Origin of the sequence: Streptomyces sp. NPDC051364 (genome assembly GCF_040682115.1) — a bacterium.
Taxonomy (GTDB): Bacteria; Actinomycetota; Actinomycetes; order Streptomycetales; family Streptomycetaceae; genus Streptomyces.
The window spans coordinates 79,067-96,374 of the sequence record NZ_JBFBAH010000027.1; the positions used below are offsets into that span (position 1 = coordinate 79,067).

At 69.1% G+C, this 17,308-nt stretch carries 17 protein-coding genes; 11 read left to right on the plus strand and 6 right to left on the minus strand.

The features are described 5' to 3' along the window. Nucleotides 1-539 precede the first annotated feature (539 nt). From AB0M76_RS34475 to AB0M76_RS34485, 3 genes are read left to right on the plus strand one after another with little or no spacing between them, the layout of a single operon-like run. Nucleotides 540-878, plus strand: coding sequence for a MerR family transcriptional regulator (locus AB0M76_RS34475; RefSeq protein WP_365956694.1), 339 nt, complete (start codon nucleotides 540-542; stop codon nucleotides 876-878). 53 nt (nucleotides 879-931) lie between these two features. Continuing rightward, on the plus strand, nucleotides 932-1,297 hold the full coding sequence (locus tag AB0M76_RS34480; RefSeq protein ID WP_365956695.1) for an STAS domain-containing protein: 366 nt from the start codon (nucleotides 932-934) through the stop codon (nucleotides 1,295-1,297). Further along, nucleotides 1,294-1,527 (plus strand): hypothetical protein, encoded by a 234-nt coding sequence (locus tag AB0M76_RS34485; RefSeq protein ID WP_365956696.1) that lies wholly within the window; start codon nucleotides 1,294-1,296, stop codon nucleotides 1,525-1,527. The genes AB0M76_RS34480 and AB0M76_RS34485 overlap by 4 nt, the downstream gene beginning before the upstream one ends. Nucleotides 1,528-1,883: 356 nt before the next feature. Here AB0M76_RS34485 and AB0M76_RS34490 read toward each other — a convergent pair whose 3' ends face one another. The 4 genes from AB0M76_RS34490 to AB0M76_RS34505 form a co-directional block, all read right to left on the minus strand. After that, the gene (locus tag AB0M76_RS34490; protein WP_365956697.1) at nucleotides 1,884-2,096 is read right to left on the minus strand and encodes a hypothetical protein; all 213 of its coding nucleotides are present in this window, start codon (nucleotides 2,094-2,096) and stop codon (nucleotides 1,884-1,886) included. Nucleotides 2,097-2,360: 264 nt separating this feature from the next. Further along, on the minus strand, nucleotides 2,361-2,699 hold the full coding sequence (locus AB0M76_RS34495) for a PRC-barrel domain-containing protein (protein ID WP_365956715.1): 339 nt from the start codon (nucleotides 2,697-2,699) through the stop codon (nucleotides 2,361-2,363). 58 nt (nucleotides 2,700-2,757) lie between these two features. After that, the gene (locus tag AB0M76_RS34500) at nucleotides 2,758-3,033 is read right to left on the minus strand and encodes an isoamylase early set domain-containing protein (RefSeq protein ID WP_365956698.1); all 276 of its coding nucleotides are present in this window, start codon (nucleotides 3,031-3,033) and stop codon (nucleotides 2,758-2,760) included. Between the two features lie 238 nt (nucleotides 3,034-3,271). Next, nucleotides 3,272-4,135 carry a helix-turn-helix transcriptional regulator gene (locus AB0M76_RS34505; RefSeq protein WP_365956699.1) on the minus strand — a complete coding sequence of 288 codons (864 nt, stop codon included), beginning with the start codon at nucleotides 4,133-4,135 and terminating at the stop codon, nucleotides 3,272-3,274. A 261-nt stretch (nucleotides 4,136-4,396) separates the two neighbouring features. Here AB0M76_RS34505 and AB0M76_RS34510 point away from each other — a divergent pair, with 261 nt between their 5' ends. After that, a complete protein-coding gene (locus AB0M76_RS34510; protein ID WP_365956700.1) occupies nucleotides 4,397-4,609 on the plus strand; it encodes a hypothetical protein in 213 nt (70 codons plus the stop codon). Between the two features lie 134 nt (nucleotides 4,610-4,743). Next, nucleotides 4,744-6,552 carry a protein kinase gene (locus tag AB0M76_RS34515; protein WP_365956701.1) on the plus strand — a complete coding sequence of 603 codons (1,809 nt, stop codon included), beginning with the start codon at nucleotides 4,744-4,746 and terminating at the stop codon, nucleotides 6,550-6,552. Nucleotides 6,553-6,727: 175 nt separating this feature from the next. Here the strand turns inward: AB0M76_RS34515 and AB0M76_RS34520 are convergent, their stop codons facing one another. Both AB0M76_RS34520 and AB0M76_RS34525 read right to left on the minus strand, forming a co-directional pair. Continuing rightward, nucleotides 6,728-9,193 (minus strand): Helicase associated domain protein, encoded by a 2,466-nt coding sequence (locus AB0M76_RS34520; RefSeq protein ID WP_365956702.1) that lies wholly within the window; start codon nucleotides 9,191-9,193, stop codon nucleotides 6,728-6,730. Nucleotides 9,194-9,433: 240 nt separating this feature from the next. Continuing rightward, nucleotides 9,434-9,745, minus strand: coding sequence for a hypothetical protein (locus AB0M76_RS34525; protein WP_365956703.1), 312 nt, complete (start codon nucleotides 9,743-9,745; stop codon nucleotides 9,434-9,436). Between the two features lie 299 nt (nucleotides 9,746-10,044). Here AB0M76_RS34525 and AB0M76_RS34530 point away from each other — a divergent pair, with 299 nt between their 5' ends. From AB0M76_RS34530 to AB0M76_RS34555, 6 genes are all read left to right on the plus strand, one after another. Then, nucleotides 10,045-11,619, plus strand: coding sequence for a Mu transposase C-terminal domain-containing protein (locus AB0M76_RS34530; protein WP_365956704.1), 1,575 nt, complete (start codon nucleotides 10,045-10,047; stop codon nucleotides 11,617-11,619). A 57-nt stretch (nucleotides 11,620-11,676) separates the two neighbouring features. Continuing rightward, nucleotides 11,677-12,405 carry an ATP-binding protein gene (locus AB0M76_RS34535; RefSeq protein WP_365956705.1) on the plus strand — a complete coding sequence of 243 codons (729 nt, stop codon included), beginning with the start codon at nucleotides 11,677-11,679 and terminating at the stop codon, nucleotides 12,403-12,405. 39 nt (nucleotides 12,406-12,444) lie between these two features. Beyond that, nucleotides 12,445-13,632 (plus strand): hypothetical protein, encoded by a 1,188-nt coding sequence (locus AB0M76_RS34540; protein ID WP_365956706.1) that lies wholly within the window; start codon nucleotides 12,445-12,447, stop codon nucleotides 13,630-13,632. 591 nt (nucleotides 13,633-14,223) lie between these two features. Further along, entirely contained in the window at nucleotides 14,224-14,817 is a 594-nt protein-coding gene (locus AB0M76_RS34545; protein WP_365956707.1) for a TetR/AcrR family transcriptional regulator, read from the plus strand. Nucleotides 14,818-14,855: 38 nt separating this feature from the next. Next, a complete protein-coding gene (locus AB0M76_RS34550) occupies nucleotides 14,856-15,431 on the plus strand; it encodes a dihydrofolate reductase family protein (RefSeq protein WP_365956708.1) in 576 nt (191 codons plus the stop codon). 646 nt (nucleotides 15,432-16,077) lie between these two features. Next, nucleotides 16,078-16,908, plus strand: coding sequence for a hypothetical protein (locus AB0M76_RS34555; protein WP_365956709.1), 831 nt, complete (start codon nucleotides 16,078-16,080; stop codon nucleotides 16,906-16,908). Nucleotides 16,909-17,308 lie beyond the last annotated feature (400 nt).

The following is a 17,308-nucleotide window of genomic DNA, read 5'->3' on the forward strand; positions in this document are numbered from 1 at the left end:
CAGTACCGCAGTTAACGCAGTGGCAGTACCCGTAGTAAGTGCAGTTGGCAGTACCCAGCAGTGAAGTCAGTGAGTGGTACCTCGGTGAAGGCGTCGGCTGCGGGCGCGCGCACCGGGAGGTTCGGCAGTGGGGTTCTAAGCCAGAGCAGACGCAGGATGGGCGACGGGGCTGGCTGCCGAAGAGTGGCGCTGGGTGAGGCCACCAGCAGTTCGCATCACCAGCAGTACAAGCAGTTCGCAGTAACAGCAGTACGCAGTTCCCGTTTGGTAAGTGATTGATCCAGAGGGAAGAACGGAGGAGCCGAGCACCATCAGGATCGCCCGGGCGGAAGGCTGAGCCCGGGTACCGCAGGACATCGATAGTGAGGTGGTCTCCGGTCAAGCAACCGCGATCCCCGCATCCCCGACGGCGTATCGGTCGGGTCGGCGGAAACAGAAGGTCGGCGCAGTAACAGGGCCGGCAGATGGTGTAGCAGTTCCTTCGGGGCCCTGGTGCCATAGGCGCCAGGGCCCCTCCACGCGTTCCACAGAGAGGTGCAATGACAGCAGACGACACGCTCGGCCGTCTCGATGACGACGACTACCCCGCCTACACCATGGGCCGGGCCGCCGAAATGCTCGGCACCACCCAGGGCTTCCTCCGCGCCATCGGCGAAGCCCGCCTCATCACCCCGCTGCGCTCCGCCGGCGGCCACCGCCGATACTCCCGCTACCAACTGCGCATCGCCGCCCGCGCCCGCGAACTCGTCGACCAGGGCACCCCCATCGAGGCCGCCTGCCGCATCGTCATCCTCGAGGACCAGCTCGAGGAAGCGCAGCGCATCAACGCCGAGCACCGCCGCGCCGCCGGATCGGCGAACCCGCCGACCGCGGCCTGAGACAGCCAGAGCTGATGCGCCGCCTTGGAACAGCAGGCCCGCGGGAGCCGGGCGTGATCCCTACTCCTCGGCGGGCCGCCCGCCCCTACACCCGGACCGCTGTCCTGGCGGGCCGCTACGGTCTTGTCCCTCTCGCCGGTGAACTCGACCTGGAGACCGTGCCTGCCGTCCGCGACGCGGTCCGCAGGTGCCTCGACAACCGGCCCGCCCGCCTGCGCATCGACATCAGCGGGGTGTCGTTCTGCGACTGCTCCGGCCTCGGCGCCCTGCTGTGGGCGAAGGCCGAAGCGGCTCGCGCCGGAACCGGCTTCCACCTCAGCGGCCCGCCTCAGCCCATCGTCGCCCGGGTCCTGGACGCCACCGGGGCGGCCGCCCACCTCGGCCTGGCGCCGCAACCGGCGGAGGGGAAGCGGCGGTGACTCTCTGGCGTGAAGTCCTGGCGGCCCTGGCCGACGACAGCCTCGACGACGGCAGCCGGGAGCAGGTCCTGGCGCGGGGTGCCGCGCACCTCGACGCCAACCGGGCCACGCAGGCAGAGCCGGCGAGCGTTGAGGACGTCATGCGGATCGCGTTCGAGGAGTTCTGCCTGCTCCTGGACTCCGAGACCGCCCGCACCGCCCTGAACGAATCCGGGCCAGGAACCGGGTAACCGGCCGGGCGGATACGCGTTGAACCGGATATGACCACGACGACGATGCGGCTCACCCCGGTCATCGGCGGACAGCGAAGAGGCGGAGAAACGGTTCCCCCCGACTGGGAGCCGACGCCGCCCTCGTCCAGGAGTGGCTGAACACAGGACGACGCGTCCCGGGCCGGCACGACGAGGAATGGGCCATCCTCGCCCGCCGCTGCCCGTGGCCCCAACCCTGACCCACCCGCGTGGTGCCCGTCCCGAGCCGGGCATCACACCCGGGGAGCGAGCCCCCGTATCGGCGCGCTTCCCGGGGGCTGCCGGAGCGGCTCCGCGGTTGGGCCGGCCGCTCCGGCAGCCACCCTGCCCCCCGGTCAGCCCAGCCGCTCGGCGTTGAGCCGCTCGCGCAGGTACAACAGGACCGCCGCGTTCGCGACCTCGGCCAGCACCACCAGCAGGCAACGGATCCGCTCGTCATCACCGTCACGGACCGCACCCACGATCTGCTCCACCGTCTCCCTGGCCTGAGCGGGGATCCCCGCTCCTGCGCCCGGCCGGGCTTTCGTGCCCTCGTCTTCGCAGCTCACCGCCACAGCAGACCACAGCCGCGCCGGGCTGCCCAGAGCGCGAGGTAGTGACGACGGCCCCTGACACCGGGGGGCGGGGCAGGGGCCGTCACGCGCCGTCCGTGGGGGATGTGGGCGGCGCGCCTGTCGCCGCCATCAACGACAGGGGCCCCGCCAGGTCACGCGAATGACCGATCGTGCCCCGATGCCCGCGCACACCGGCTTTCCTCAAACCCCCTCGGGCTGCGGCTCCCGTGCGGGTGTGGAGCCGCAGCCGCGCTGGGCTCAGATGCGGGCGCGCCCGTAGTACTGGCCGAGCTGGTCGCGGTAGGCGGCGTTGCCGCGGTGCTTGTCCTTGTCGTACTCGGGCGAGTCCTTGATCTGGTCCTTGGTGAGGCTGACGTTGACCGTCTTCTCCTTCACGTCGACACGCACGACGGTGCCGGCGGGCAGCAGGACTTCCTTGCCGAAGATCCAGGGTCCGGTGTCAACGACGAGGTAGGAGGAGCCGACCTCTTCGGTGGCCTCGTCGACCTTGCCGATGTGCCCGTCACTGGCCTCGACCTTGAAGCCGACCAGGCTGGTGCCGGGCGTGTAGTGGGACTCCGGGTTGTAGCTCCACATGTCGGTCACGTTGGTGGGTCTCCTTCTCGAGCAGGGCCGGCCGCGCTCACTCGGCGGGTCAGGTGTGCAGGAGGCTGTTGCGGCCGTCGTGGCCATCCGCCTCCTCCTCGTCGAGCCAGTGCCCGCCGTTCGCGAGGTAGCGGAACCCGTGGTGCTGGTTCACCGGGAGGGTGACCGTGACCGCGCGGGTGCCGTCGGGGCGCTCGGCCATCGGGTGGGCGCCGGGCCGCCAGTCGTTGAAGTCGCCGACCACGCTGACCTCACCGGCCGGATGGCCGGCGGGCAGGACGAACGTGATCTCGGTCCGGTTCTTACGCCGGGTGCGCTCCAGCATCGACGGTCTCCTCACGTCAGGGGCAATGGCTTCGCCATCCCTGCCCGCTGCGGCGATCTCGACAGCGCGGGACTACGCCACACGCCACAGCTGCCACCCGGACGGACGGCGTGTACCCTCCCCGGCGGCACGGCCGGATCCGACAGGACCGGGCGTTTCGGGGGCCGGGCGGTGGGTGTGCGCCGGAGCGGCCCGCGAGGTAGAGCACGTCGGCGACGAGGAGGAGCACGGCGGCCAGTCAGCGCACCGCGGCGTAGACCTCGGCGGCTTGGGTGATGAACCAGCGGCTGTCGTCCGGGTTCAGGGCCTGAGCCTGCAGGTGCTCGTACATGACGCTGTAGCGCTGCACGTCGGATCGTTTCTCCAGATAGAGGTCGCTGGTGAACCGTTCCAGATACACCGTCCCCCCGTCCGAGGCGTCCGCGAAGCGGAGGACGGAGAACTGCCCCGAGACGCCCGCATGGGCTCCGACGCTGTGCGGGAGGACCTGCACAGTGACGTGCGGCTGCGCCCCGAGATGGTTCAGGTACTCCAGCTGTTCACGCATGATGGCGGGGCTGCCGACCACCCGGCGCAATGCCGATTCGTCCAGCACCACCCACAAGCGGAAAGAGCGGGCCGGGTGGTGGACCCGGTTCTGCCGGCGCAGCCGCACCTCAAGGCGCGCGGCGGCCTGTTCAGCCGTGGCCAGAGGGATCGTTTCCGCGATGACCGCGGCCGCGTAGGCAGGCGTCTGCAGCAGACCGGGGACCACCAGCGGCTCATAGGAGCAGACCGCGGCGGCCTCGCTCTCCAGGCCGACGTAGACGGCGTACGGGACCTCGCCGAAGGTGACCCACCAGCCCTGGCGGCCCGATTCGCCGGCCTGCCGCATCAGGCAGTCGACGAGCTGGGGGTCCGCGACCCCGTAGAGGGCGCACAGGTCTCGCACATCGCGGGGCTTGATGGTGCGGCGGCCGTTCTCCAGATGACTGATCTTGGGCTGGGAAATCATCAGCCGCTCGGCCACCTGGGTACTCGTCAGGCCACTGGCCAGGCGGAGCCGACGCAGCTCCGCGCCCAGCCGGCGCCGTCTGACGGTGGGATTTACGTTCACCGCCACAGGCGGAGTACCTCCGGCTCGGGACCGTCTACCAGCCACGGGATGCTGCGGCCGGGCCCCAGCGAACGCATTCGCCGTGCAGAAATGATCAACGAGCCTCACGGCCGAGCGTCACCTCACGCAAACAGGATCGCCCGGGCTGAACCCCAGACAGCCGTAAAGACCTTTCCCTGCCCGCGGCGTCCGCGAGCACCCCAGCCCCGGCTCGTCCGCCGGCTGCGCGCTGGTTGTCAGGCTGGCCCCGGCCGTCCATGGACCGGCGTGAAGTTCTCCTCGGCATGGGGCACCCGCGACGTCCTTGACACCACCCTCGTCCGGCCCGACCTCGTCGCGGAGATCAGCGCCGACACCTCCATCAACCGCGGCGTCTACCGGCACCTGATCCGGTACGTGCGCCTGCGCCTGGACGCGACCGTCGATGACGTGCCCCGGTTCGGCGGGGGACGGCCGCAGCCGCGGGGTGACCGCCGATGACAGGGCCAGCGGGTGAGAACTGGCAGCACCGGCTGGTGTCGAAACTGCAGTGACGGCGATAGGCGGCTCTCGTACCGTCTTGCGGCACTAGCCTTGGTGCGCCGCAGTGATGTTCCAGGGGGGAGCTACCTACCGTGCAGCCTTTGCAAGAGCAGGACCCCGAGCGGGTCGCGGACTACCGGCTTCTTGGCCGGCTGGGGGAGGGCGGGATGGGGGTGGTCTACCTGGCCCGGTCCCCGCGGGGTCGGATGGTGGCGGTGAAGACCGTCCGCGCCGAGCTGGCGGCGGCCCCGGATTTCCGGCGCCGCTTCGCCAAAGAGACCGCTGTGGCCCGGCAGGTCGGCGGGGAGTGGACGGCTGCCGTGTTGGCCGCAGACCCGGACGCGGCACTGCCCTGGGTTGCGACGGCCTACGTCGCCGGGCCGACCCTGCAGCAGGTGGTGGTGGAGCAGCACGGGCCGCTGCCGGAGCATTCGGTGCGTGGTCTGGCCTCAGGGTTGTGCCGGGCGCTGGGTGACATCCACGCCGCCGGGCTGGTCCACCGTGACCTGAAGCCGTCGAACGTCATGGTGACCATCGAGGGCCCGAAAGTGATCGACTTCGGTATCGCCCGCGCCCTGGACTCCACCACCGGCGGCCTGACCAGTACCGGGGTGGTGGTCGGCTCGCCCGGATTCATGTCACCGGAGCAGATCCGCGGCGAGAGCCTGACCGAGGCGAGCGACATCTTCTCGCTTGGCGCGGTGCTCGCCTTCGCTGCCTCCGGGCGGCTCCCGTTCGAGGTGGCGGGAGGGCAGGTGCATGCTCTGATGTTCAAGGTGGTGCACGAGCCGCCGGATCTCATCGGCGTGCCCGGGCCGCTGAGGGAACTGATCGAGACCTGCCTCGCAAAGGATCCGGCGGACCGGCCCACTCTGGCCGAGCTGCGGGAACGGCAGGACATCCAGTACCGATCGCTGGGCCCCTGGCTGCCGCTGGAGGTGCTGACCCGGCTCGGCCAGGATGCCGTCCAGCTCCTGGACCAGGAGGACCCGCACACCCGGATGACTCCGGTCGATGCGGATCCAGCCGCCGAGGCGACAGCCGCAGGCGCGGCCAAACCGCTGTACGTGCCCACGGCCGTCGACCAGGCTCCCGGGGCATCCCAGCGTGACCAGGCCGGGCAGGTGCAGGAGCCGCCGTCCCGTCTGGCCGACGAACGCCGCCGCGCACGCGGCCGGGGCCCGACTGACGGGTACCGGGCCGCTGTCTACTGGTTCCTTGCCCTCTCCGCCCTGGTCTCCGCACTTACGGCTATCCACCAGATCATCGCCGCCACCGACCAAGGACATGTGTATGACGACGGTTTCTATCCGGACTGGGGAGATGCCTGGAAGAACATCGCGGACCCATGGGCCTGGGGCAGCCCCGCAGTCGGCGCCCTGTGGACCGCCCAGCTCCTCTTCGGCGCAGGGCTGGTAGTGAGCTGGCTGATCTGGTCCGCCCGCGTGCGCTCCGTCGCCGAGCAGTTTGCTCCCGGTCGGCTGCGATACCGCCCGTCCATGGCGGTAGTGGGATGGCTCATACCGGTCGGAAATCTGTTCCTTCCCAAGCAGATCGCCAACGACGTCTGGCATGCCTCCAGCGCGCCCGGCCAGGGCGCCGGCACAGACCCAGCCCGACTGCTGCACACCTGGTGGGCCGCCTGCCTGGTCACCCTCATGACCTGGCCGCTCTTGCTGAGTCCGTGGACCACGTTCCGCAAGGAGGTGAGCATCAGCAAGGAGGTATACATCGCGAGCCAGAGCGAGTGGGTTTGCTGCGGCTATGACTACCGGTATGAGTTCCAGCTGGAAACCTGGTTCGCTCTCGCTCTGCATGTGCTGGTTGTGCCGGCAGCGATCGTCACCGCTCGCTACGTCCACCGGGTGACCGCCATGCAAGCGGTCAAGATCCAGGGCTGACCGGCAGCCTCGACGTCACGGTCCGTCGGTTCATCTGACGGGCCGTTTCGGTTTGTCGGGCTGATGGTGGGCAGGCCCGTGGCCTGGCCGTCGCGCCGGGTGCCACGTCTCCAGAGGTGGCGATGCCGGTCGTTGGGGCGGTACTCACCTACAAAGCCAGGACCCGACAGGCCAGCTATCCCGCCCACTCGACGCCCAGCTCCGTGAGCGCGGTGCGCTGCTCGGCGGTGAGTTTGTCGCGGCGGGTTTTGGTGTTGGTGATCCATACGCCAAGTCGGACCGCTACCGGTGCGCCCTCGCCGTCGACCGTGATCTCTTCGCTGTGCCCGCGCGGTACCGGCCGCTCGGCGCCCTCCCGTTCCACCCACTGACTGAGGGCGGTCAGGCCCCGCTGGAAGGCTGCTGACGCTTTCCCCGGCGCTTTCCCGGCACTCTTGGCCGCTGGGGCTGGGGTGGGCCGTTCAGCTGGCTTGATGCCCAGCTTGGACAGCCGGTGCTGCTGCTCTTCGGTCAGCTCTGTCCAGGAGTTCGTCTGTCGCTTCAGCCAGCGTCCGAGGTCGTCGCCTTCGAAGAGGACGCCGGGCTGGATCTCGGGCAGCACTCCACCGGCCTCGGTGTCGGCGAGGTCGGTGAGGACCCGGTGGTGGCGTTGCCAGTCCAGCGGCCATGGGCAGTTCCAGTCCTGGTCGATTGCGGCGAGTTGCCCGGCCCGGGTCTCGGTGGTCGTCTCGTTTTTGCCGAGGCCGCCGGTGCGCCGCAGGTTCGCCATGAGCTGCCCGATGGCGAGCTGTTCGCCGTTCTCGCCCCATACGGCGTCCTGGCGGGGTGCGAGGTGGCCGTGGGCGCGCCGGTAGGAGCGGAGCAGTGCGAGTTTGGTTTCCCATGCTTCCTCGCCCGGCTCCCACACCATCCCCTCCTCGTCCAGCTGCTGTTTGCGGTGGTCTTCCAGTTCGCCGGCCCGCAGGGCCTTGCGCTGCTGGTGGACCCACCGGCCGAGGGGGAAGGCGTCGGTGATGCCGACTTCGGTTTCGGTGTCGTAGGGGATGGCGTGCAGGCCGGTGATGCCGTTCTCGGCGCGCCACCGGCGCAGGGCCTGGAAGCCCTCCAGCCACACCAGGCTCTCGGGCCGGTACACGCGCGTGCGGAGGAAGGCGGCGATGGTGGCGGCGTCGCGTGGGCTGGAGAAGTGCAGCAGGGCCGAGTCCGCCGCGGCTTCGGTCTCGCCCTCGCGGTCCTGGCCGTCGCCTTCGCCGCTGGCCCCGATGATCCGGCCCTCCTTGTCGCGTCGGAGGTGGGTTGTGCGCTGCCCGCTGGTGAGGGGCCGGTTCGCGAGTTGTTCGACGATGTGTTCGGAGTGTGAGCGTAGGCCTTGTAGTACGGCTACGAGGGGTGCGTACGAGGCGGAGGCGATCATGTCGTCGGGGTTTTCGCCGGGCTGGAGGAAGACGGGCACGATGATCCGGGCGGTCTTCTGGGTGCCGTCGGGGTTCGGCCGCAGGGCCCGTCCGATGTTTTGGACGATCTCGACCTGCGACCCGCGGGTGTCGGCGAAGCAGATCGCTTCCACCCCGCGTTCGCCGACGATGTCGACGCCTTCGCCGAGGACGCGTACGGAGGCAAGGAACGCGCGGTGCACGCGTCGGCCGTCGGCGTCGATGCCGTTGGCGAACTGCCGGATCACCTCGCGGCGCTCGGAGACGAGGTGGTCGCCGCACAGCCACGCCGCCCACACGCGGTCCGGGGGTACGTGGCGGCCGGCCTCCAGCTCGTAGAACTCGGCGTCGATCGACGACTTCGGCAGCTGCTCCGCGGCGGCCAGGGCCTGTTCGGATGCCTCGGTGGCGTACAGCGCGGCAGCCGTGGCGGGCATCTTGGCCGCGAACGCGGCGGCTTCCTCCACCCGCTGGTGGAACGTCATGACCGTACGGAGATTGGTCGCTGCTGCGTGCTCTAGAAGTGCGGTCTGCAGCAGGGCCAGGCGCCGCCCCCGCAGTGCCTCTTCCGAGAGTCCGGGGATGGGGTCGGGGTCGCGGATTTCGAGGACGTCGATTTCGAATCCGGCGAGGATCTCGCGATCGATCGCCTCGGACAGTCCGAGCTCGTAGATCCATTCGCCGTAAGGACCGTCTGGGTCGGACAGCATGGAGGCGATCTCCAGCTCGCGTCCGTCCTTGCCCTTCTGCGGCCGCGCCGTGGCCATGATCCGGGGCGTGGCGGTGAGGTAGAGCCGGAAGTCGACGGGGATACGGGTGTTGTCGTGGATCGCCGCCCAGGGCCGGCCGAGGTCTCCGGCTGTGCCGTGTGCCTCATCGACCACTGCGAAGTCGAAGCGCTCCATGGCCTGGCCGTAGAGCCGCTCTCCGCCCGCAAGGGCGGCCTCCAGCGGCCCGCGAACCTTCCGCTGGCCCATCGGTGCGTCGATGTCTTCGCGGTCGACGAGGGAGGCGTAGGTGGCGAACACGACGACCGGCCCGGACCCGGCCCACAGCGCCAGCTGGATCGGGTTCGTGGTCGTACGGACATCGAGCTGCTCCAGGACGTCGTCGTTCTCCAGCGAGCAGACCGCCACCATCGGAGCCCGGTGGCCGACCCGGCGCCACGCCTGGGTGGTCTGCACCAGGAGGTCCAGGGTGGGGACCATGATGAGGATCCGGCTGCCCTGGTTGCGACGCCGCGGGTGATTGTCACTGGGTTGCTGCGGTAGTTGTCATCGCGGGTGGGTCGTCGTTTGTGCTGGTCAGGGGTGGGCCTGCTCCTGGTGGTGACATTTTGGTGCGGTGTGTTCGGTGTCATCGGTGTGCGTTGTCGCTGGACAGTGGGGTGCGGTGTCCATGGGGTGTGGTCGGCGTCCGGGGTTGTGGGTGGCCGTTGTTGTCCGGTGTCAGAACCCCGCCATCGATTTGTCGAACACCCCGCCCACCGCGCCGTAGAAGCTGCATTTTGCTGAGTGTCCGGACCTTTTTCGGAGTGTGAAGCCCAGTAGGAAGAAGGCGAGGAAGAGGCCTCCTTCGACGATGGTGATCACCGGGTTGTAGATGAAGTACACGAAGGCGGCGACGCCCAGCCAGACCACGATGGGCAGCATTGACCCCTGGAGAACAGTGCCGAAGCCGACGGGCACCAGGCCGTCCGGCAGCACCCGTCCGTTCCACAGTTCGATGTGGTCGCGCGTCACGCAGTGCTCGTCGGTCATGCCCTGATCAGATCACCCCGTACTGGTCTGTGTGGTGATGAGCCAGAGACCGGGCTACCAGGGGTGTGTGGGCTGGGCCTGGGGCGGATGCCTTGTACCGCAGGCCGCTGGTCGTTGTCTCCGGTTCGGGGCTTTTGGTCATGTGGCCCGTTTTCTGGCGGTGTCATTGGGCTGAGGCTGTTTTGTTGGCCGGGGTCGGGCCGGGGTGGTGGTGCGCGGTGGCTGTGCCGCCGGATGAGGACGTGGTGGGTCCAGTAGTGCCGTCCGGGTTGGGGCGCGAGGGTGCCGTTGAACGTCTGATGGCTTTGGACGCCCAGGGTGGGTTGACGACGGCGCATGTGCGGTTGGTGGCGTCGGGGCTCGGCGTCTCGGTCCGGACCGTGCGCCGTTGGGTTGAGGCCGCCCGCAGTGAGGGCCGGACCGGCCGCCGACCGCAGTCGCGTTTCACGCTCACGGCGCAGGTCCGCGCTCGTCTGGCGGTGTGGGGTGGGAATGTGGCTGCGGTCCACCGTGAGCTGGACGCTGAGGCCCGGGCGGCCGGGGACCCGGAGGCGGTGCCGTCGTTGGCGACGTTGCAGCGCGCGGTGGCGCGCGATCTGTCGGCGGGGGAGCGGGCGGGTCTGCGTGGGGGTGAGGCGGCGCGTCGCCGGTATGACGTGTACGGGAAGCGTCCCGCGACGCATCGGAATGCGTGTTGGGAGGGTGACCACAAGCGGATCCCGGTACGGGTGGATCTCGAAGGCTCATTGGTGTGTCCGTGGGTGACGTGGTTCATCGATGTCGCGACGAAGGCGATCGTGGGAGTGGCGGTAACCCCGCATCAACCGGCGAGGGACGCGGTCTTGGCCGCGCTGCGCACGGGTATCAGCAGGCAGGATCCGTACGGCCCGTTCGGTGGCCTGCCGGGGCGGGTGCGGGTGGACCGGGGCAAGGAGTTCCTCTGCAGGACGGTGGAGCGCGCTCTGGGCGGCTTCGCGGTCCCGGTGGATGATCTGTCGGCGTACAAGCCGTACCGGAAGGGCACCGTCGAGGCCCTGAACGGTGCGGTGGAGGAGATGCTGCTGGTCTCCCTGCCGGGCTATACGCACCGGGCTCGCCCCGCGGAGGCGTACCGTCCGGATCCGGTGGAGGATCTGCTCTCGTACCCGGACTTCGTGAAGGTCCTGTTGGACTGGGTGGCCTGGTGGAACACCGAGCACCACCCTGCCGGTCTGGACGCGAACCTGACGCCGTTGGCGGCGTGGGAGGCGGATCCGGCGCCGGTCGAGGACGTCGCGGAGGAGCGGCTGGCGTTTTTCGCGCTGGAGGACGATGGCCGGCTGCGGAAGATCACGACGAAGGGGATCAGCTGGCGTCGTCGTGCCTATATCGGGCCGTGGATGGCCGGGCATGTCGGTATGCGGGTCCGGCTGCGGTATCTGCCGCACTACGACGGGCGGATCGAGGTGTTTGCCGCCGAGGAGTGGGGACGGCACCTCGGGACCGCCTACCTGGCGGAGGCGGCGACGGTGGAGCAGCGTCGTGCGCTGAGTTCGGTCAGGGAGAAGAAGGCCCGCGCGTTGAAGGCGGATCTGAAGGCGGCTGAGAAGCTGCGTAAGACCCGCTACACGGCCACGACCACGGCTGCTGCGCCCCGTCCGCGGCGCACGGTCACTTCCTCTCAGGCACAGGCGGAGATCGCCCGGTCAAGGGCCGTGGATCTGGCCGCCCGGGCGCTGCCGGACTTGATCCCTCCCCGTGAGCCTCCGGCTTCCTGGGCTCGCCCGGTTGTCCGTCCTCGCCGGGCGGCCGACTCGCAGACGGACGCTGGGCAGGCAGCCGACGGTGCACCGCGCGGAGCGGCCGATGCACGTAACGACAGCGGGGAGCGTTGAGCGATGGTGACTGCTGAGCGACAGGGCCGGCTGCCGCGTGAGCGGGAGGACCACTTCATGCGGCTGCCGGGCGCCCAGGTGGTTTCCACGCGTGCTCTGCTCATGGTCCGGGAGAACATTCGCGTCGCGATCGAGGCCAGAGCCATGATCTGCATCTATGGGCAGGCGGGGCGGGGCAAGTCGTTGGCGGTGAACACCTCGCTGCGTGAGCTTGCGCCGAAGCTGACACGCCGGATCCAGTTCCGCTCCCGCCCCTCGACCCGAGACCTGCGCCACGAGCTGTTCCACGCCCTAGGCCTGCAGGGCCGCCCGCCGGGGCAGCCGATCGAGTTCGACCGGATGCTGCGCGGCGCGCTGGAGGAGACGCACGTCCTGGTCTGTGATGAGGCGCAGTGGCTGTCGAAGATGTGTTTCGAATATCTGCGCTATTTGTGGGATGACATCGGCTCGGACCTAACGATCGTGTTCACGGGCGGGGACGGCTGTTTCGAGATGCTGCAGAGCGAGCCGATGCTGGAGTCCCGGGTGTACGCGTGGCAGGAGATCGACCCGATGCCGCTGGAGGAGGTCCTCACCGTCATCCCGGCCTTTCATCCCGTCTGGGCGGACGCGGACCCGGACTTGATCGCCATGTGCGATGACGAGGCCGCGCACGGCAACTTCCGGGCCTGGGCGAAGATCACCCATCACCTGACTGCCGGGATGAAGGAGTCCGGACGGATTCTGGACGAGGACCTGTTGAGGTGGTCCTACAGCAAGCTGCGCCAGCGCCCGGTGGTGGCCTGAGTGCTGGACTGCCCGGACCCGCCGCCGATTACGGTGGTCTTGGACCCGTACGACGACGTGGTCCACACCCGGGCGGCCCTTGCATCCCACGCTCCGCAGCACGGGCGCCTCACCGTTCATCCGACTCCGGGGACGGATGCCGCGATCGCGCTTGCCTACGATGTCCTCGCGGCCCTGGGCAAGCCCGTCCCCCTGGCCGGCTACCGCCACCTCGACCCGGCCCCGGCTTGGTCGATCGCCGCCGCTTGGATCCTTGCGACCCCGATCACCCACCTGACCCTGCTGCGCGCTCACCTGCTCACCCCGCATCGCTTCAGAGATCTCCTAGCCCTGCGCCGGCGTACCGGTGTCCGCCTGGTTCTGGTATGCCACCACCGGTCCATGCGGGCGTTCCTGGAACGCGAACTGCGCCAGGTGGACCACAGCATCGCCGAGGCCTCCGCCCTGCTGCCCGAGACCGAGCCGGCCATCCTGGAGCGCCAGGCATCGCAAGTGGCGCGGCCGTTGGCGAACCGCTGGATCAGCCTGCCCGCCCTGACCACTCTCAGGGCCTTCGACGACGCGACCCGTCCATGCCGGTGTGCCGCGCCGCTGGCAGCGGACCGGGACTTCTTCCCACCGGTGATGCCGCCGGTCACCGAGGCGGAGGTGGCGTGGCGGCTCCACCGCGCCACGGCACACCCATACCAGGCGGCTCAGCTCGCCACGGCCGCGTTCACCGCAGCTTCGACCACGCAGCTCGCCACCGCGCACGTCCGCGATCTGGCCCCGGACGGTACGACCATCACCCTTCACGACCAGGGGCTGCGCCGGGGCTGCATGACCCACCCTGTTCCCGACTGGGCCCGCCCCTTGCTGAGGGCGGCCGCTCTCCTCTGGCGGATCGGGGCCGGCACCAGCGGACCGCTGTTCAGCGATCCGCTGGGAGGCGAGGGGCTGCCGTCCTTGACGGCCTTTGCTGAGGGCTGCAGGCTGCGCCCGCCCCAGCCGCCGCGCCCCAAGCTGCGCCGGACTCGGCGAGGGACGGCGCCGGCTCCGAAGGAGCCTGCGAAGACCATCTGGCCTGTGTGCACCGCCCATTACGGGCTTGCGTGGGCCAGGGCTGAACCGGATCTGATGCAGGGCTGCCCGTACCCGCCTCCGCACACTCGAAAGACCATCGACAGGCGGAAGAAGGGATGGCTGCCACCGGACTATGGCCTGCGCGAGCTCAGGCCTCCGCGTTGAGGCTGTGCGGTTTCACTGCCGTTCGAATTGGCGTGCGTGCGCGGGTGAGGCCCGGCGCCCGGACCTTCGGGGGCAGTACCACCGGTCCGCCCAACGCGCGTTGGTGCAGCCTCCGTTGGTGCAGCCTCAGAGGCTCTTGCCTCCGTGGACGCCGTAGCGTTCGAACAGCACGGCAAGGGCCGTGGACGGGGCGCTCAACGCCTTCGTTCGCGGGGCCCGCAGGGGAGGGGAGGGGAGGGGAGGGGAGCACGATGACGGAAGCCGAGTCTGACCGAGCCAAGGCGGGCCGGGTCCTCGAAGCGGTCCCTTGGGATGCTGCTTGCCTCACCACGCTGTCCCGCCGGATGCCTGCACCGGGTGCCCGCCGAGCTCACGCACGGCGCCGAGGATGCGCTGGATGCTGCGGGGGGACTGTGTCCGCTTCAGGGCTCGCCGAAGCCCATCAGGCCTTCCGTGACGCGCTCGAACGCCTCGTGGACGAGTTCGCCGGCACCCATGTCCCGGATGCCGCCGGACCGCCATTGGCTTGCCGTGCGTGCGCCGCTCCGCTTTAATAAATGAACAGACATTTATTAATTGGGGGTGTGGGTCGTGGCAGGGCGTCCAAGGGGTATCGATGACGCGACGATCTTGCGGGCGGCGGTGGGCGTCATGGGCCGGACGGGCCCGGCGAAGCTGACACTGGCCCTGCTGGCGCGGGAGGTCGGGTTGGTGCCGGGCACGTTGGTGCAGCGGTTCGGTTCCAAGCGGGGTCTGCTGCTGGCGCTGGCTGAGCACACGGCGAAGGATGCGTGCGCGTTGTACGAGGGCGTACGGGCCGAACATGACTCGCCGCTGGCGGCGCTCGGGGCACTGGTCGTCGAGACCTGGGCGGCGGCCGCCAGCCCCGAGGCGTTCGCCAACCATCTCGCGTTCCTGTGCGCGGATCTGGAGGACACGCAGTTCCGTGACTGCGCCCTCGTCTCCCAGCAGGCGCAGTCCCACTGGATCGGCGAGTTGCTGGATCACGCCAAGGACGCGCGCGAACTGGGGCCGGACACGGACACCACCGCCCTGGCCGCGACGGTGCAGGCCGCGACATTGGGGGTCGCTGTGCTCTGGGCGGTCGACCGACAGGGCGCCCTCGCCGAACGGCAGCGCGCCGCCCTGGACGCCGTTCTCGCCCCCCATCGCCCCGCCCAGTGACCTGCGTTTCCCTTTCTCCGGCAAGGAGCCAGACCATCATGACTACCTCCTCCACTCCCGAAGCCGCTGAGCGTTCCTTCCGTACCCTGGTCTACATCGGCACGAGCCTGGACGGGTTCATCGCCCGCCCGGACGGTGACATCGACTGGCTCAACGAGCGTGGCGCGCAGGCCGGCGACATGGGGTACGAGGCGTTCATGGCCGGCATCGACACGCTGGTGATGGGCCGCAACACCTACGAGAAGGTCCTCACCTTCGGCTTCTGGCCCTACGAAGGCAAGCGCGTGGCCGTACTGAGCACCCAGCTGACGACGGATGACGCGAACGTCACCGTCTACCGCAGCCTGGACGCACTCCTGAAAAGCCTGACCACCGAGGGCGCGAAGAACGTGTATGTGGATGGCGGACAGATAGTCCAGACGTTCCTGCGCGAAGGCATCCTCGACGAACTCATCATCACCACCGCCCCGGTCCTCCTGGGTACGGGCATCCCCCTGTTCGGCCGCCTGGACCGCGACATCGACCTAGTGCACCGGGAGACCCGCGCGCTCGGCGCCGGGTTCGTCCAGAGCATCTACACCGTCGACGACCAGCTGGAGCCAACGGCGAGTTGAGCGAGCCGGCCGAGTATCTGCGCTGCCCAGTCCACGGCGCCCGCCGCGTCACCGATGTCGCCCGGGTCTGCCCTGTGGGCGACGCCTCGGCGGCCGCGCCCACAAGGTCGGCTGAGCCAACCACGCTGGTGTCCTGTTCTTGCTGGACAGGGTGTTGCGGATTCCCACGGATCGGCTTGCGGTGGCAGGTGGTTGCGGTCGCGGCGGGGAATGTTGGCGGGACGCGACATCCTGGAGGTGGTTGCGTCACCTGTTGTCAGTGATCGGCGTCACTGAAAAGTCCGGTAAAACCCGCAAGTCACAGGGGTCCTGAGGGTGGTTCAGGCCAGGTCGGGTGAGCACTGCGCAGTTTCACCGATCCACGACAGTATCGGCTACCTGATGTCCCGTCTCACCGAAGGTTGGTCAGTCTCACCGAACCTTGACCACTCGGCTGTTTGTCTCATCGAACTTTGACCGCCGCGGGTCAAGAGCAGATGGCCCCCGGGCCTGGCAGGCGCTGCGTGGCCGGACGACGCACTGTCGTCTGCGGTTTCCACCTCGAGAAGGTACGGCTCGCTGCGGCCTTACGCACTTCTCCGCAGGGCCCTACCTTTGCGTCATGGAAACTCGGCGTCCCGCCTCGCTTGCGGAAGTTGTGTTACCCGTGACAGCCGGATGGCGGCTGATGTTCGTGCGCAGCAGGGGCCACGAGCTGGCTACCGCGCTCGGCGGGAGCATCATGGTCCCGCCGAAGGTCGCAGCCCCGCTTCTGCTGGCCGCTCTGGTGCCCGCCGTGGTCTGGGGGAACGCACTCATCTGGGGCATTTTCTGGGTCCTACTGACGCTCACGGTCGTCGCGGTGGTCGTGCTCGCCGCGGCCATGCTGTTCGCCACGGTCTCCCTGGACGTGCGGTGGGTCGAGCTCCGCCCCCTGGGAACTCCGGCCCAGTTCGTGATCGCCCGCTTTCTGCGTTCGTCGACCACGGCGATGGCTGATCTGCGGCGAGTCGTCGTCATCGAGCGGCTCAGGCTGGGGCAGCGACGGTCGATCAAGGTGGTGTTTCACACCCGCAGCGAGACGGTGGAGTGCGAACCGTCGACGTTCGCACCGCTCTTCCGGATCGACGCACAGGAGCTGACCGGCTGGTTGACCGAGCAACTCGGCCAGGCCCAGGTGCCGGTGGAGCGTCAGACGGAGGTCCAGCGAGACTTCCTGCGTCCGGACGAGTGGTGGACCCCGTCCCACACCGCCCAGCTGTGGCGGGTACCCGTCGGCGAGGTCGACGGCATAGCCGCCCAGCGCGGCGTCGAAATCTATCGGTACACGCCCCGGACGAGCGCGATGTACAGCCCTGGCACTTCGGTCACCGTCTACGACCCCGGCCGGGCCTACGACGTCGCCGAAGAACTCCGCGCTGAACGAGCCGCCGGCCAGGCCGCCGACAGCACGGCAGCCCCCGGCCCCGCCGAGGACGACGCAACGGATTCCCGCTGACTCGGTCGGGCCGGTCCTGACCTGGCTCGGAGACTGAACTTCATGAGCGGGCGTATGGCATCGCCTGCGTGGTGATGAATCCCGTCGGAGCCGAACCTTGACCCTCGAGCTCGCTGCCCAGCTGCGTATGGCCAGCCTCGTCGCTGTCAGCACCTGCCTGGCCCGGGGGCCACTGCCCTTGACCTGCGGCGGTCAAAGTTCGATGAGACAAACGGCCGAGTGGTCAAGGTTCGGTGAGACTGACCAACCTTCGGTGAGACGGGACACCTGATGTCGCCGGTCAGTGAATCTGAGCAGTCGTCATACTTCTGACCTGGGGTTGTGCAGGTTGGCTGAGCGGGTTGGCGGCTGTGCTGGCTCAGTGAATCTGCGCGGAGTTCGGGGGGCGCCAGCTGTCTGA